Origin of the sequence: Paenibacillus sp. HWE-109 (assembly GCF_022163125.1) — a bacterium.
Classification (GTDB): Bacteria; Bacillota; Bacilli; order Paenibacillales; family NBRC-103111; genus Paenibacillus_E.
Genome location: NZ_CP091881.1, coordinates 1,904,081 through 1,919,645 on the forward strand (window position 1 = coordinate 1,904,081; position 15,565 = coordinate 1,919,645).

Consider the following 15,565-nt stretch of genomic DNA (forward strand, 5'->3'; position numbering starts at 1 on the left):
GTTATAGGTTTCCAGAGTAAGATGTGACTATTTTGAGTCATCAACAATGAAGGCTCACTGTTGATGACTCTATTTGTTCCTTAGCGCTATGTTTTATTTCGTCGTTTGTTCTCCTCCATTGGACCTTGGTTCAAAGGAATGTTTGACCGAAGCTTCTTCAATATCTCGGCTTGCCCAGTGATTATCAGGCACGTCCATCCATGACGAATGTTCTGTTCCGAAGAGGGGGCCTCTGCTTAGCATATGATTAATTACAGTAACGGCTTCGGCGCGTGTTATCGGGTTAGCAGGGCCGAAGGAGCCATCGGAATATCCGCTGATAAATCCTGCTTTTTGTGAAATTTTAATGACGGCTTCTGCCCAATGGCCAATGGTGTCAGAGAAGCCAACGCCTGATTCAACGGAGTCAGGTGCGAATTTAGCGGCAAGAGCGGCCATTTCGGCGCGGGTTATCGGCTGATCTGGCTTAAAGGCGTCATCTGCATAGCCCTGCATGAGCCCCATCCGGGCCACTTTTGCGATAGCTTCTGATGCCCAGTGATCTGGTTTCACATCTGTGTATAATGGATCGCTTATTACTTCTTGATTGGTTGCAATTCGCGAAAGAATCATAGCCATTTCTGCACGAGTGATTTGATTGTCCGGTTTAAAAAAGCCGCCATCATAGCCCTGAATGTAAGGAGTATGCGAGAAAAGCGAAGAATCCGTTGCGACTTTCAATAATGCGAATGTGCTGAATTTGGTAATTGTGAACTGGACGCCTTTGCCGCCATTGAACGTTGTAAGAACGACCTTCTTGAACTCAGTCGTGCCATCGCTATGTTCGATGTACACACCAAGCTGTTCCAAATCGGCATCATGCCAATCCGTGGACTTCACTGGCAGCACCACGGTGACTTCGCGGTTTTGCAGGTTGGTCTCAATCTCAATTGGATGGCCAAGCAAAGTAACGTTGGCTTTTCCGGCAACGGCTAGCACAATTTTGGACGAATGGGCCCGATTCGCCAGTTTCTGAGTGGCATCCGCCGATTTGACGGGTGTTAGATTAAAGTAGGCATCTTGGCTAAAGCCATGAAGCGAAACGCTTGGAATATGAATTTTTACATGGGCAGTGTCGAGATCCAAGCCCAAGCCGCTCTTTTCGATTAAGCTGTGCGAACTTTGTGGAATGCTGATCTTGGTTAGCGATACTTCATCCTTGGCATCCGGCAGGGTGATGACTGCTGACTTGAGCCCAGCAGCTTTGGCCTTGTCGACCAGTGCCTGTGAGTTGTCGTTAGTAAGCTTCACTTCGTCTTGGCTGCTTCCATCAGCTTGCGTTGTACGTACAACATTAACGGCTCCAGTATTGGAGCCAGCTCCACCGCCGCCATAGCTTCCGCCACTCGTCGGAGGAAGTGTTGCTTGGGCAGCTACGTTGAATTTAAGTGCATCCACCAGCATGATGCTGCCCGTTTTCTTGACGACTTGGAGGGTATGCGTACCAGCTGCCAGTGAGTCTGCATGAAACAAGCTTTGTTGGGAGCTTCGTATGGTTGAATAAGCATTAATAGTTTGCTTCAAAACGCCATCGATAAATACGTCCATTTCTCCTTGCTCTGGTCCTAAAGGGGCCAAGAGTTCAATGCCCGTACCTTTGAACGTATATTCGAAGAGGTCTCCATTGGCGGCGGCAGCATGAATATCATCCGCATAATCGCCCACAAAGGAGAAAGTGAGTTTCGACGTGCCGATGGGTTGAGTTGCCAGATAGTCTTTTTTGATCGTGACATGATTGCCGGAAATTTCATAATCCGTGTGATTACGGAGGGCTTGGCTTCCGTTCGAAATGCCGCTTAGGCTTTGCGAGTTGCCAACGATGTTGAGGGTAACGTCAGCTTGTGCAGATCCAGCTTTGTTAAAATCCGCAGATGAGATGTCGATCAGATCGGGAAGCTGAACTTTCAAAGCGTCAAGCAGCATAAATTGTCCGGTTTTTTTTACGGCTTTGAGTGTATGAACACTGAGCGGTAAATTTGAAACAGTGTAGACGTCCCTTTGAGCGTCATTGTGTGCATTGGCCCCATAGGTATGTGCAGTGCCATGCAGCTGCCCGTCGATATATATATCGACATCGCCTTGGCCTTGATCGACCTCGGTTATATAAGTGATGCCTGTTCCAGTAAACGTGTAGGTGAAGTAGTCGTTATTTTGCTCCAAATAATGCACATCTTTGCCATAATCATTAAAAGGGCGATTGGTGCTGCGATTCCATGATCCAGTGTAATGAATGCCGGGATGATCGTCGTTGATGTAAGCAAATCGTCCAGGAGATGCTGAGTTGCTTATCGTGATCGCTAATGTCTGCGGATTCCCGGAACTGAATGTGAATGTCAAATTGGTGACGCCGATTGGCTGCTGAATCAAATAAGATTTGAGAATTTTGACTTGACCGTTTGAAATCGTATAATCTTCATTTGCGGTCAGAGGGGCTGTTCCGTTCATGATGCTAGAAAGGCTGTTGCTGCCACCTAGGGTCAACGTTGCTGCTACATCGGCTTGAGCAGAAGCTTTTTTATCAAAATTGGCGGTTGTGGGATGCAGCGATGTCCCGGTAACCGCGATGGACAGCGATTGGGTATCCCCGCCGGCAAAAGCGAAATCCAGTGTTGTCAATTGACTGGAAGGCTGCTGCAGCCAGAATTCTTTTTTGATCGTTACAATACTGTTGCTTACTGTGTAGTCTGTATTCAACTGAAGGGAGGTCGATCCATTCTTAATACTACGGAGCGAATTTGCGCCAAGCACAAGCTGCGTCGTAATATCGGATGGCTGATCTTTATCAAAAGCAGTTGCGGAAGGTGGGCTAAGCAGCGATGCGGTTGTCACCTTCAAAGCATCTAGGATGAAATAGTATTGACCACTGCCATTTCTTACTGCCTTGAGCGTATGTGGTCCCTGTGGTAAGTCGGTGACTTGATACACCGAATGCTGACCTGCTTGCGGCGAACCCTCTGAGTCGGCTGTTGCCTTCAGCAAACCATCCACATAGATATCCATGCGGCCATTACTGGAGCCTTGCTCGGATAACACCTCGATGCCGGTGCCTGTAAACGTGTAGGTAAACTCTGGTTCAATACCATTGTCAGGCTCTCCGTAGTGAACATCACCGGAAAAATCATTGAATGCCCTGCCGCTGCTGTAACCCCATCTGTTCGTGTATTGAATGGTCGGATCATTGTCATTGATATAGACGGAATGGGTTACAGACTGATTAGGCGAATTAGGCGGCTGCGTGTTGTCGCCCGTAGCTGGATTCGAAGAAGCAGAGGAAGAATCGGTAATGGCAATTGACAAATCCTGTGCATCGCGTGCTCGTTCTTGGCCGCCATTACGCGTCCAACTGCCTGTATATCTCATTCCCGTGTCGTCGTCATTGACGATCGATGTCCCATTCTGCGCCGTTACTTTGAACAAGCGCGAAGCGTGGGGCTCCAGGTAAATTTGACCTAAACCGGAAGTGAATGTGCCGAGCTCAGTATGGCTCCATAAGTCACGAACAGAAGCTGACCCACTTAGGCCTATATCACTCCAATTCACGCTGACGCCCGTGCCTTTGTTGCCAAGATTGAAAAGCGCCACGGTATATGTTCCATCTCCATTATTGGCATACCATACCTGTTGACTGGTAGCTGTGGAAACCGGGTGTACCGGTCGGCCTGCTTGGTTGACGGCAATGACCTCATCATTGGTCAATAACTCGAGGCCATAGGCGTCCAAATTGGTTAAATCGTCCCCTGTATACAATTGAGCGGATGAAGCTGCCCATAGGGTCGTCGCTGTTTGCCTTTCATCTTTGGTCAGTCCAGAAGTTGAGCCGTTGCCGACATTCAAGGAATCGAAGTCATTCCAGCCGCCTGGACCGGCATCTCGCCACCATAATGCTGCATCGGGGAACAAACGGGCGATATTAGCCCATTGTGTCATGCCGACCTCGCGATCGTAGGATTCCACATCCCAATCGACGCGCCAACCATTGGCGTATTTTTTCCAATAATCCACATAGTTGTGATCAAGAGCCCACGACAGCTCGAACCAAATGTTATGCCTGCCGAGCGCAGCGGACCAAGCTTTCACGTCGTCGCGAGCGTCAATGGTCACATCGTTATGACCTGATCCCGGTGTGACACTGTCGAATTTGACGAAATCGATGCCCCAGGAAGCAATCAAATCTGCGATGGAATCGATATATTTCTGCGCGCAAGGATTGCTGAAATCGATTTTATAACCAATATTCCAATAGTCCGCGTATTTGTAGGGTTTGACGGCGATGTCGCCGATTGTGCAGCCGGGAGCATTATAAATCGGAAGATTGTTGTTCACGGCATCGGGCGATAAGCCCGGAATGAAATAAATGCCGATTTTCTGACCGTTAGCGTGCACATAGTCGATCAGATTCTGGAATCCGCCGGGATATAACGTTGTGCTGGGAACCGGTCTTCCATATCCATCCATGCTGCCGTTCCAACCTGCATCGATATTAATCCGATTATAGCCGTGAGCTTGCAGCTTCTCGTGCATCGCATCGGACATTTGTTTGATCTTGGCCTCGGATATCCAATTGCCAGCGGGACCGTCATATACTTGCATACTGTAACTGCTCCAGCCCATATAAGGCTTCTGCGCTAATCCATTGTCTGCCGCTTTGGCGATGCTCCCACCGGCAGGGACGTATCCAATTTGCGCAATGACCACGATAGCTAATAGCAATCCCAGCCAAATTTTCCTGTGGCGTTGAAGCTTATTTTTCATCTTTTCTAGCTCCTTTGTCGTTTGCTTGAATTGTGGGTAGATAATTCTTCTTCGTATGCGCCGTTGCGTGGCTGCGAGTATGCACCTCCTTGTAAGCGCTTTAGAAATGGCGGTCTTCAAGCTGCTGCACAAGTCCGATTATATATAAACTATTCTGGCTGTGGATAGGTACACTTCTGTCCAAAACCGTACGAATTGCCCGATTTCATTGGAAGATCATACGAAATAGCCCTTGCTGATGTTGAAATTAGGAGAAGGGGCAGGCGGATAATATGAATTTGCTGGAGGAAGTCACATAATTGGGGGAAAAAAGTGGGGGAGAGCCCCCACTAATAATTAAACAGAGGCGCTCACTACATGAACAAGAGGTCTACGTTTTCGAGTTGTATATAGAAAGAAATAACTGAGTGTCATCAGCAAGCAGATGGCGACGTCAACACCAATCAGTACTTGATAATTGTGGAAATAATCGAAGGAAAGTCCGCCGATCAGCGCTCCAAGGATGCCGCCGCCTTGATGGAACAGGAGCAGGAAGCCCGTTTGACGGCCTTTTCCGTTGGCAGATTCATTGACAATCAGCAGTCCGCCAGGAATGGCACTTAAATAGGTGATACCAAAGGCGATGGCAAACAAGAGAGGTGACCATCCGACATGCAGGAAGAGGAAAGCAAATCCCAGTACGCGAATGCCATACAGAATGCTCATCATGACTAGCTTATTGAGACGATCTAGCAAGTAGCCAAACAGAAGAGAACCCGTAATTTCCAAAACGCCTAGCACACTCATCGATAGAGCAATCATACTTGGAGTTACATTCGCCAACTGATGAATAGCGACCAAGTTCATTTCCACAGTCCCCATATTGAAGCCGCAAGTAAACAAGGCGAGCGAAACCACGATGAAGATCGGCACATGGCGGGCTGCTCTTTTGAATGGAGGATTCTCAGCTTCCGGTTGCGTCTCCTTCGTCACTGGTTGAAGCTCTGCATCTTGTGAATTTGCTTTATTTGGCGAAGCCGCCGCCTTAATGCCAAACCAAATGACAGGTAAAGTGACGATAATACCTAGGACAAATGAGGCTAGGAAGGCATCCTTCCAAGTCAGCCAACTCGATGAAACGAAAATCGGAGTGCTGATCGCCAATCCAACGGAGGAAGCACTTGCCAGAAGCGCAGTAGCTTTGGCACGATGGTGCTGGAACCATTTAAACATCAGCATATAGGTCGTAGTTGAACCGATGCCAACAAACCCTGAGATAACGCCATATCCAATAAAAAACAGGAGAGAGTCATGCCCGAATACGACGGTTCCCGTGCCGACAGTACTCATAATTGCGCTAGCCAGCATGATTTTCTTAGGACCATAACGATCGACAAGCCATCCACCCAGAGGCGCGCATAGAGCTGCAATCAATAAATTCGTTGACCATGCCATCGAAATAAAGCCCCGGCTGATGCCCAGGTCTTCTGAAATCTGCACTTGAAAATAAGCCATGATGAATCGAGTCAGTGCGCTAATAAAGCCAATTATCCAAAGCGAGCCTAATCCAAGCCATGCATATTTAGATTCGTTAAGCCATGTCGTTCCCATTGAACACTCCCCTTAAATAAAGATACCGATTGGTATCTTTATCATATCATAATCATTTTTCTTTTCAATAGTTGATATTCATTTGTTATAATGAAAGGGCTATTTCACGCGCGTATCGGAGGAATGTATATGCAAAAAGGAGAAAATACCCGCAAGCATATTATTGCTAAATCGGCGGAGCTTTTTAACCAGAAAGGTTATTCAGCCTCATCCTTGTCGGATATAACGGAGTTAACAGGCATTAAGAAGGGTGGCATTTATCGCCATTTTGTCAATAAAGATGAGATTGCGCTTGAGGCTTATAACTATGCGGGCAGCGTAGTTGGCAGCAAGATGCAAGAAGCGATCAATCAACAAGAAACGGCGTCAGACAAGCTGCTGGCTTATTTGCATATTTATGAAAATGTGGTGGAAAACCCGCCATTTATCGGCGGTTGTCCACTTCTGAATGCAGCGGTCGAAAGCGACGACGGCCATCCCATCCTGCGGAAGAGAGCGCAGCAAGGCTTGGAAGCTACGCTGGCTAAGATGCGTGCTATTATTTCACAAGGGGTGGAAAGCGGGGAGTTTAAAGCTGATCTCGATATTGAAGCTTTAGCCACCTTTACATTATCTATTATGGAAGGCGCTGTGATGATGAGTAAGCTCGAAGGCAGCAATCGCCATATCCGCATGAATATAACGAGTTTTAAAGCTTATTTAAAGCATGCATGCCTACGATAGATTATGCGCGAGAAGGGGGATAAATAAATGAGTACGATGAAGTTTCAAGTGAATTTGCAAGGTATAATCGATTTATTGTCCAACCATCTTTATTCGGATCCAGGTATCTTTGTCCGTGAACTGCTGCAAAATGCCGTGGATGCGATTACGGCCAGAAAGCAACTAGGCCACACATTTGATGAAATTGTGAAGGTGGAGATCTTCCCTTCCTCGCATACAATCTCATTCCAGGATAATGGAAGCGGGTTGACGGAGATTGAAATTGAGCAGTTTTTGGCGCGCATCGGCAGCACGATTAAGAAACAAAATTTGGATACAACGAATGATTTTATCGGGCAATTCGGGGTAGGGCTGTTATCTTGTTTTGTGGTAAGCAATGAAATCGTCTTAATTACTCGCTCCGCTCTAGAGGGCATTTCACTGGAGTGGAGGGGAAGGCCGGATGGCACGTATCAGATAAAAAGACTGCAAAATGACGTCGCTATTGGCACAACGGTCTATCTCAAGGCAAAACCGGAATATGAAGAATATTTTACATACGGTAAAATACGTGAGCTGCTCGAGGATTTTGGACAGTTTCTTGCGTCTCCGATTCATTTGATTAAGGATGAGTGGGATCGTCGCGTGAACGAATCACTGCCACCCTGGGAGATGGATAGAGACGCCGCGATGGCTTATTACGAAGAAATAACTTACAACAAGCCAATGGATGTTATTCCATTGCATTCGTTGCTTGGCGGTGTGAAGGGAGTTGCGTATATTCTTCCTTATTCCGTTAGCTTGCAAGAGGAGAAGAACCACCGGGTTTATTTGAAGAAAATCTTGCTCTCCAATAAAATGAACAATATTCTGCCGCCATGGGCATTCTTCGTCAATGGGATTGTGAATACGGATAGCTTGAAACCAACAGCATCAAGAGAGACTTTTCAGGAGAATGATCTGTTTTTTGCCGTAAGGGATGAACTTGGCGAGTGTATCAAGGCGCATCTGATTCGATTGGCCAAAGAAGATCCTGCGCTTTTTAAAAGAATTATTCTAGTTCATTATGCTTCTATTAAAGCGATGGCAGTTGAAGATGAGGAATTATACGCGTTATTTATTCCGTATTTGAGCTTCGAAACCTCCTATGGCGATCTGACTATGACGAAAATGATGGAAAGTCATGGTTCCCTTCTCATAACTTCCTCGCTGGACGAATTCAGACAGGTTGTTAGAGTTGCAAAAGCGCAAGAACTAATGGTAATTAATGGTGGATATGTCCATGACTTTGAACTCATTCGTAAGGTCCCTAGTGTATTCAAGCATGTTCAAGTTTCGGTTTTGAATATTTTGGAGTTTTCCAATCGGTTTGAAACGTTAAATAGGAGCGAAGAGCAGGAAGTTAATCCGTTTTTGGAGTTGTCAGATAGCTTGCTTGATCCGTATCAATGTCGCAGTTTGGTTAGATGGTTTGAACCGGCCGAGCTTCCTGTGCTCTATAATACGAATCAGGATGTTAACTTTTTTAAGCTGGCGGAAGAAAGTGAGAAGGAATCCAACCCATTGTTCGCGAATATTATCCAAGTAATTCGCACGGAATTGTATGAGAAACCTTACGCAAGACTCTGCTTTAACTACAACAATCCTCTTGTGCGAAAGGCAATTGCATCGAATGATCCCAAGCTTCAGGAGATTTGTATACATATGTTTTATACACAATCCTTATTAATGGGCAATCATCCATTGAGTTCGGAAGAGCTGCGGCTAATGAATGACTCGCTGCTCAGCTTTATGAATCTCGGCTTAGAGCGGGCAGGTGGTACGAACAAGTGAAGACCAGGTACAATAATCTGCGAAGTGAAGCATGGAGAATGCCGAATGGCAAACAGAAACTCGCGATAAAGGAAGAAATGATTCGCATTGCGGATGCCTATTTGACCGAGCAAGATGCTTACGACTCACGAATGGAGTATACAGATGCGGCTATTGAATGCGGTTGCCCGGAAAGATTGTTTATTTCATTCGCATGGTGTTTAGCCAAATTCGAGAAGAATCCGAGTGACTATTCAAGTACAACGATTATGTGGCATTATAAATGGGTTCTGAACCATGTTTGGCGTATCCCTCAATTCAGCCTGGAACAAATTGAACTGCTTTTTGCCGATTTTAAGGAAAAGTGTTTGCAATATGGTTTCTCTTTGAGGGCTTACTATCAACAGCGAGTGAATTTTTATCTTTCGCAAGGTGATTTAAAAGAAGCCTCCTTACAGTATAAGCAGTGGAGAGAAGCGCCCAGAGATCGCATTTCGGACTGCCAAGCCTGTGAGCAGAATTTATTTGGCGTCTACCATTTCAGAATTAATCATTATAAAAGAGGGATGCACGTCCTCAAACCGATCTTAGAAGGAAAACTAAGCTGCCGTACGATTCCACAAAATACATACAGCCAAATCATTCATCCGCTGCTTAAATTAGGTGAATTTGACCAAGCGATTCTTACGGCGAATAAAGCGTATAGAGCAATTGAAGGTCCTTCTTATTTGAAAGAGTACGGTATTTTTATCGAATTCTTCACAGTGGTGAATATGGGGAAAGCCGTCCAATTGTATGAACGTACTATACGCTTGGGATTGGATTGCAAAGTTGCTTGGGATCGCATGCAATATTTGGTTTCCGTGCGCTTGTTTCTGCAGCAATGGAGCCAAACCAAACGTCGCAAGAAATTGGTGGAATCCGCTACAGTCACCTTGGACTGGTTGGATGCTGAGATTCACCGATTGGAACAAGCCTTCCAAGCCAGAAACAGGAATGAGTATGTGAAACAATTTATCACAGAGAAAGAGTTGCAATTCCGCAAATTAATTGCGAAATACAACAAAGCGCGAACAGATAAGTAAACAAACAGATAAAGAAACAAACAGACAAGTAAACAAAATTCGGTTGGAGGTTAATCATTATGCAAATTAGAACGTTAGGTCGCAGTGGGCTTGCCGTTTCGGAGCTTTGTTTGGGGACGATGAGTTTTGGCAATACAACCAGCGAGGCGGATGCCATTCGGATGATCCATCAGTTCAAGGAGCAGGGCGGCAATTTTTGGATACGGCTAATGTGTATGTCGCTGGCCGTTCGGAAGAGATTGTAGGCAAAGCGATCAAGGATATTCGCTCAGAGGTTGTTTTAGCCACCAAGGTACGTATGCAAACGGCTGACCATCCGAACGGATCGGGTATTTCGCGCAAACATATTTTACAAAGCGTGGAAGAGAGCTTGCAGCGGCTCCAGACGGACTATATTGATCTCTATCAAGTTCATGTGTGGGATCATCTAACGCCAATTGAAGAAACGCTTCGCGCGCTTGATGATCTGGTCACTTCAGGGAAGGTCCGGTATATCGGCTGTTCTAATTTTTTTGCTTGGCATCTGATGAAATCTCTCGCTTGCAGTGATGCAAACCGCTATGTGCGCTTTATTTCCATCCAGCCGCAGTACAGCCTTGTCAGCCGTGAAATGGATCGTGAAATGATGTCATTATGCTTGGAAGAGAATGTTGGCGTCATTCCTTGGGCTCCGCTCGGCGGTGGTTTCCTTACTGGCCGTTATACGAGAGAAGAGCCGACATCTGGGCGCCTCTCAGCCAAAGTGGGCGAAAGTGCTTGGGCATTGCGCGGAACAGAGCGTAATTTCACTATTTTGGATGCTGTCTATTCGGCAGCTAGAGAATTGGATAAGACTCCGGCGCAGATCGCTCTAGCCTGGTTATTGCAAAGAAAAGGCATCACATCGCCGATTTTTGGTGCAACAACGCTTGAACAATTTGCAGATAATATGGGGGCCGTAGGTTGGCGAATGCCGCAGGACATCTGGGATCGACTGGATGAAGCAAGCGCTCTTCCTTCCGAATATCCCAACCGTTTCATTGCGAAATTTGCCAGACCTTATGCGTCCAATTAATTGAACCGCATTCAGAATCCGGTGAAATTTTGTGTAAAATGATTTTTTCCGTTGACCTCATCGTGGAAGTTTCACTATAATAACCATAACCTAGATGCAAGGGAGTGGTATAGATATGGCAATAAAAGATTGCCAGATTGGCACAGCCTCATGCAAAGCCTAAGTTTAGAGGCGATACTTTGTGTGGGTTGATCGTGAAATGAAAATCATCGCCCAAGTAAACAAATTCGTTTCTAATACTTGGCTTTGCGCCTTATTCAATAAGTTATCCAATAAGGGGCTGAACAAACCATGTATAAACCATTTATTAGAAACCATCAATATAATTTTATGAAGAAACAAGCCGACCTGCTGCAAAATACACTTAGAACCAATGCAGATCTCAAAGTCTTGGAATCGGTGAAATATAGCGTTCAAAGCAAAATTGTCGACCTATTTCCGGATGTTCCTGATAGCGAAAAAGCCATGCTGGGAAGCATTTCTACCGTGGAAAAAGCGGAGGATTTCCAAGCTTATCTGCGGCAGTTTGTGCCGTATGTATCGGAATTTCCAGCCATCACGGAGAAACAGATTCAGAAGTTATTTCCCAAAAATAAAAAGCTCAAGGTCCCGGATTTATCCGCGATCGATTATCGGTACATCACGTATCTGAGTTGGGTGGATATCTCCACGAATAAGTTGTTTCTGGTGTATCATCAGAACGGGCAATTCGTGGGAATTGAAGGGAAGTACACGCTGACTTCTAAGAAAAACTTCTGCTTCTTATGCAATCGGTTTGAGGAGCTTGTTCTGTTCTCCGCCGTTTCCAAAACAAGGCCAGCGAAGTCCTCACCGGACTACTACAAATCTGTGGGCAACTACTTGTGCATGGATAGTCAGGCATGTAATAAGAACATCACAGATACGTTGGCACTGGAAAAATTTATTGCTGCAGTTGTTGGTTAGATGATGTGAGAATAGGGGCTGCTCCCGCGAGGTTAATGAACCTAGGGAGCAGCCCTTCTTTTATGTATCCACTATACTCCGGTTTTCACCTTCAATATCTTCAAATCTCCTCCAAAACTCCAAAAGCGGTTTTTGAAATCTTCATTTCTCATCTTTCTTCCATTACAAGAGGAGGTCCGATTGGATATACTGAATAAGTAGGGGCGAATGATGCTGCAACGTATCAAATGCTCACCTTTGCAGTAAGAGTTAGCACAAATAAGTGATACACGAGGGAGACATCAATGATGAGAATATGGGCATGGCTCACACCGCACAAATTAAGAAACAAGCTGTGGCTCGCTTTTCTATGTTTTATCATCTTCCCGTTGTCCATCTTAATGATTTATTTTTTCTATCACATTCAAATGACGCTGCAGGATAAAGTCAGCCAAAGCAGCCACGAGCAGCTCATTCGAATGGAGCAGTCGCTGGACGATCTGATGACGATTGTGTTTAAAACGCTTCTCTTAATTGAAAGCGATTCCACGATTGGTAATATCCTGAAGCATCCTGACAACTACACGGTGTTGGAGCGGAGAAACCTGATAGAAGAAAAGATTGTTCATATTGACAGCAGTCTTTTTTTGTTCAATTCCCCATTTGTATTTTACACAATCGCGGATTTTCACCAAAATTTGTACACGTCGTTCCAGCCTGACGAAAAGCTTGACGCACAGAAATTCTTCGAGTTGCCAACCGTACAAAAGGTAATTAACCAAAGAATTGAGACCGTTTGGGTTCCACAAGACGACAATTATTTGGCTGCGGAACGCAAGAGCAGTCCTTATTTGATTACGTTGTTTGCACTGCTGCGGGATTCGCGGAATGAAGCGTACGGCGTAACGCGCATCAGCATGAATTATGCAAACTGGTTTCATAATGTGACCAAAAAACAGGAAAGCCCTCAAGACTATTTGCTCATGAGCAGTGAAGGCGAGTTGTTGGCGCATACGGCGATGTTAAGCGAGTGGACGGATCGGATGAAAACCAGCATCCTCAATCATGGCGAAGGCAGCGGTTATTTTACCGATCACGGATCGAAAATGCTCGTCAATTACACTTATAACCCCAGGCTCCGTTTGTATCTGGTTAACCGCATTCCACTGGATTCCCTGTATGAAGAAATCAACAAGATTAAACATAAGTACATTGTCGCCTTTTTTTCGCTAACGATTTTGTTTGTGTTCATGACCTATTTCATTTCCCGAACAGTGACCAACCCTCTAAATCGACTGCAGTTAAAAATGAGCAAGGCTGTTAATCAACGACTGAATGTATATTTGCCGACCGATTCATACAGAGGGGAAATTTTGCAATTAACGGTCGCATTCAACCAGATGATGTCCGATTTAAACGCGATGATTGAAGAACTGAAAAGGGAGCAAAAGCAGCGGGAAGCGGTTCGTTTTCAGATGCTGCTGTCGCAAATGAATCCTCATTTCCTGTTGAACACGCTCAACACCGTGAAAGGCATTGCGCTGCGCGATAAAAACAAGGAGATTACGGAAATATGCTTGTCTTTGGGCGATCTGCTGGAGACGAGTCTCAATTCCGAAGTCGAATTGATCCGGCTGGAAGATGAATTGGTCCTGGTAGAAGCATTTGTTCGCATCCAACAATATCGTTACAAGAAATGGTTCGAGATCTCGCTCGAATGCGATGAGCGGCTCCGATGCGCGTTAGTTCCCAAACTAAGCCTGCAACCGATCGTGGAAAATGCCATTTTTCACGGATTTTGCATACTTGAAGGACAAGGGATTATCCGTATTGGCGTGAAGGAGGAGAACCATCAGTTAGTTCTCGAAATTCAAGATAACGGCATCGGGATTCATCATACGAAGATTCCGGATATGGCCCCTCCGCGTAGAAGGCAGAAGATCGGCATTAAAAATTTGCAGGAAAGGCTGGATTTGCTGTTCAAGGAAAACGCCAAATTGGAGTTTGTTCCCATTCCGCAAGGAACCCTGGTTCGCATCCAATTGCCGCTGCTGCTGTCCCCGCCTTTCTCGAAAGGGGGTGCCGCAGATGAAATGGAAATCGATATTGATCGTGGAAGATGAACAGTTTACAAGAGACATGCTTCGCGAAATTATCGATTGGGAAAGCGCGGGCTTGCGTCTGGCTGGCGAAGCCGGCAACGGCCTCGAGGCGCTCGCTTTCATACGGGAGCATAAGCCGGATATTGTCATCTGTGATATTATCATGCCTTTGATGGACGGCGTGGAATTGCTGCAAAAGGTTCGCGAAGAACAGATTGACAGCAAGTTCATCATGCTAAGCTGCGCCAACGATTTCGATTATGCGCGTCAGGCTTTGGAATATGGAGCGTCCAATTATATTTTGAAGCTGTCGCTGAGCGCTGAGAAGCTGCAGGAAACGTTGAAGAAAGTGAGGCGGGAGTTGGATCTGCATGCCTCCCGGCGCACGCATTTGGAAATTGACAGCTATTACAGTATGATGTGGGACCGGGTGTGGGGAAGGTCCGGCGCAGACGCGGAGGAACCTGCCGTTCCTCTGGAAGGCGATTCGTCCCGAAGACTGGCGGTGGCCGTATGTGCGGACGCCATAGCGAATTCCCGGCGGATGGAGACGATGGTGACATCGGAGGAACCGCATATCCTCCGCGATGCCATCGTGCATGTTTTTAACAAGATGGGAGTCGCTTCGGTATTTTATTGGTTGCCTGCGGAATGCGATCTGCGTCCTTCGCAGGAAGAAGCCGGGTTTCTGCTGTCCCCCGTCGTGGCACCCAAGGATTTGCTGCCCGCATGGAGAGGGGCGTTGATGGAGTTCGATCAGGTTTGGTATGGAAAACAGGTCGCAAACAGGATATCCTCCTTGCAGCGGCTAAGAAAGAATGCTGAATTTCACGGATGGGAATATGAACGGAAACTAATTTGGAGTTTTGAAAATTTCAAGCGGGATGATTGCGCGGGCATTTTGCGCCAACTTTGGTCCGAATTGTCCGCATATTTGGTGCCTATGTATCAGATAAAGGAAGCTTGTATCGCTTGGGATCAAATGTTTCGGCGAATCGCCCAGGTTCCTTCCGGAGGTCAAGAGGCGATTGTGCAGGCGGCAACGGCGAATGAGCTTCTCTGGACAATGATCGGCCGCGTTAACGGCTATCTGGATGCCCGGCTGTCGTCGCAATCTGGCGAGATCAGCAGTCACCCGCAAATCACTCAGGTTCTTGCGTATATCCGGCAAAATTTTGAAAAGGATATTACTGTGAAAATGTTGGCGAAAATCGTTGTTCTTGACGATACCTACCTGAGCAATTTGTTCAAAAAGGAGACTGGAGTCAACCTGATCAGTTTTATTCATCAGTACAGAATCGAAAGATCGCTTGCGCTTTTACGGGAAACGACGGTGTCGATCGAAGAAATCGCGAGGCAGGTCGGATTTATGGACATCAATTATTTCGTGCGCATTTTCAAGCGGTACAAGGGCATTGCTCCGGGGCATTACCGCAAAACGCATCACGGCAATATGTGAATTATGCTAGAAACGCAAATGTTCTGTCACTTATGGGATCGCTTTC

The 15,565-nt window shown here is 46.1% G+C and carries 10 protein-coding genes; 8 read left to right on the forward strand and 2 right to left on the reverse strand.

The window, feature by feature from the left end:
* Positions 1–93: 93 nt before the first annotated feature.
* Positions 94–4,791 carry a X2-like carbohydrate binding domain-containing protein gene (locus LOZ80_RS07580; RefSeq protein WP_238170859.1) on the reverse strand — a complete coding sequence of 1,566 codons (4,698 nt, stop codon included), beginning with the start codon at positions 4,789–4,791 and terminating at the stop codon, positions 94–96.
* 336 nt (positions 4,792–5,127) lie between these two features.
* A complete protein-coding gene (locus LOZ80_RS07585; protein ID WP_238170860.1) occupies positions 5,128–6,381 on the reverse strand; it encodes an MFS transporter in 1,254 nt (417 codons plus the stop codon).
* Positions 6,382–6,510: 129 nt separating this feature from the next.
* Between LOZ80_RS07585 and LOZ80_RS07590 the strand changes: the two genes are divergently transcribed.
* The 8 genes from LOZ80_RS07590 to LOZ80_RS07625 all read left to right on the forward strand — a co-directional run bounded on the left by LOZ80_RS07590 (position 6,511) and on the right by LOZ80_RS07625 (position 15,519).
* Positions 6,511–7,104, forward strand: a complete 594-nt coding sequence (locus LOZ80_RS07590; RefSeq protein WP_238170861.1) for a TetR/AcrR family transcriptional regulator — start codon at positions 6,511–6,513, stop codon at positions 7,102–7,104.
* A gap of 27 nt (positions 7,105–7,131) precedes the next feature.
* On the forward strand, positions 7,132–8,916 hold the full coding sequence (locus LOZ80_RS07595) for an HSP90 family protein (RefSeq protein WP_238170862.1): 1,785 nt from the start codon (positions 7,132–7,134) through the stop codon (positions 8,914–8,916).
* Positions 8,913–9,980 carry a hypothetical protein gene (locus LOZ80_RS07600; RefSeq protein WP_238170863.1) on the forward strand — a complete coding sequence of 356 codons (1,068 nt, stop codon included), beginning with the start codon at positions 8,913–8,915 and terminating at the stop codon, positions 9,978–9,980. The genes LOZ80_RS07595 and LOZ80_RS07600 overlap by 4 nt, the downstream gene beginning before the upstream one ends.
* Before the next feature lie 59 nt (positions 9,981–10,039).
* Positions 10,040–10,225 (forward strand): hypothetical protein, encoded by a 186-nt coding sequence (locus tag LOZ80_RS07605; RefSeq protein WP_238170864.1) that lies wholly within the window; start codon positions 10,040–10,042, stop codon positions 10,223–10,225.
* The gene (locus LOZ80_RS07610) at positions 10,177–11,034 is read left to right on the forward strand and encodes an aldo/keto reductase (protein WP_238170865.1); all 858 of its coding nucleotides are present in this window, start codon (positions 10,177–10,179) and stop codon (positions 11,032–11,034) included. Before LOZ80_RS07605 ends, LOZ80_RS07610 begins: the two co-directional genes overlap by 49 nt.
* 291 nt (positions 11,035–11,325) lie before the next feature.
* On the forward strand, positions 11,326–11,979 hold the full coding sequence (locus tag LOZ80_RS07615) for a FusB/FusC family EF-G-binding protein (RefSeq protein WP_238170866.1): 654 nt from the start codon (positions 11,326–11,328) through the stop codon (positions 11,977–11,979).
* Positions 11,980–12,263: 284 nt separating this feature from the next.
* The gene (locus LOZ80_RS07620; RefSeq protein ID WP_238170867.1) at positions 12,264–14,081 is read left to right on the forward strand and encodes a sensor histidine kinase; all 1,818 of its coding nucleotides are present in this window, start codon (positions 12,264–12,266) and stop codon (positions 14,079–14,081) included.
* Complete coding sequence (locus tag LOZ80_RS07625; protein WP_238170868.1) at positions 14,047–15,519, forward strand: response regulator transcription factor; 1,473 nt, start codon at positions 14,047–14,049, stop codon at positions 15,517–15,519. The genes LOZ80_RS07620 and LOZ80_RS07625 overlap by 35 nt, the downstream gene beginning before the upstream one ends.
* The last annotated feature ends 46 nt before the right edge of the window (positions 15,520–15,565 follow it).

What these genes read in the sequence shown, in the direction of transcription:
- LOZ80_RS07580 (WP_238170859.1), bottom strand. Translation starts at nt 4,791, where the DNA reads ATGAAAAATAAGCTTCAACGCCACAGGAAAATTTGGCTGGGATTGCTA.
- LOZ80_RS07620 (WP_238170867.1), top strand. Translation starts at nt 12,264, where the DNA reads ATGATGAGAATATGGGCATGGCTCACACCGCACAAATTAAGAAACAAG.
- LOZ80_RS07595 (WP_238170862.1), top strand. Translation starts at nt 7,132, where the DNA reads ATGAGTACGATGAAGTTTCAAGTGAATTTGCAAGGTATAATCGATTTA.
- LOZ80_RS07625 (WP_238170868.1), top strand. Translation starts at nt 14,047, where the DNA reads ATGAAATGGAAATCGATATTGATCGTGGAAGATGAACAGTTTACAAGA.
- LOZ80_RS07615 (WP_238170866.1), top strand. Translation starts at nt 11,326, where the DNA reads ATGTATAAACCATTTATTAGAAACCATCAATATAATTTTATGAAGAAA.
- LOZ80_RS07605 (WP_238170864.1), top strand. Translation starts at nt 10,040, where the DNA reads ATGCAAATTAGAACGTTAGGTCGCAGTGGGCTTGCCGTTTCGGAGCTT.
- LOZ80_RS07585 (WP_238170860.1), bottom strand. Translation starts at nt 6,381, where the DNA reads ATGGGAACGACATGGCTTAACGAATCTAAATATGCATGGCTTGGATTA.
- LOZ80_RS07590 (WP_238170861.1), top strand. Translation starts at nt 6,511, where the DNA reads ATGCAAAAAGGAGAAAATACCCGCAAGCATATTATTGCTAAATCGGCG.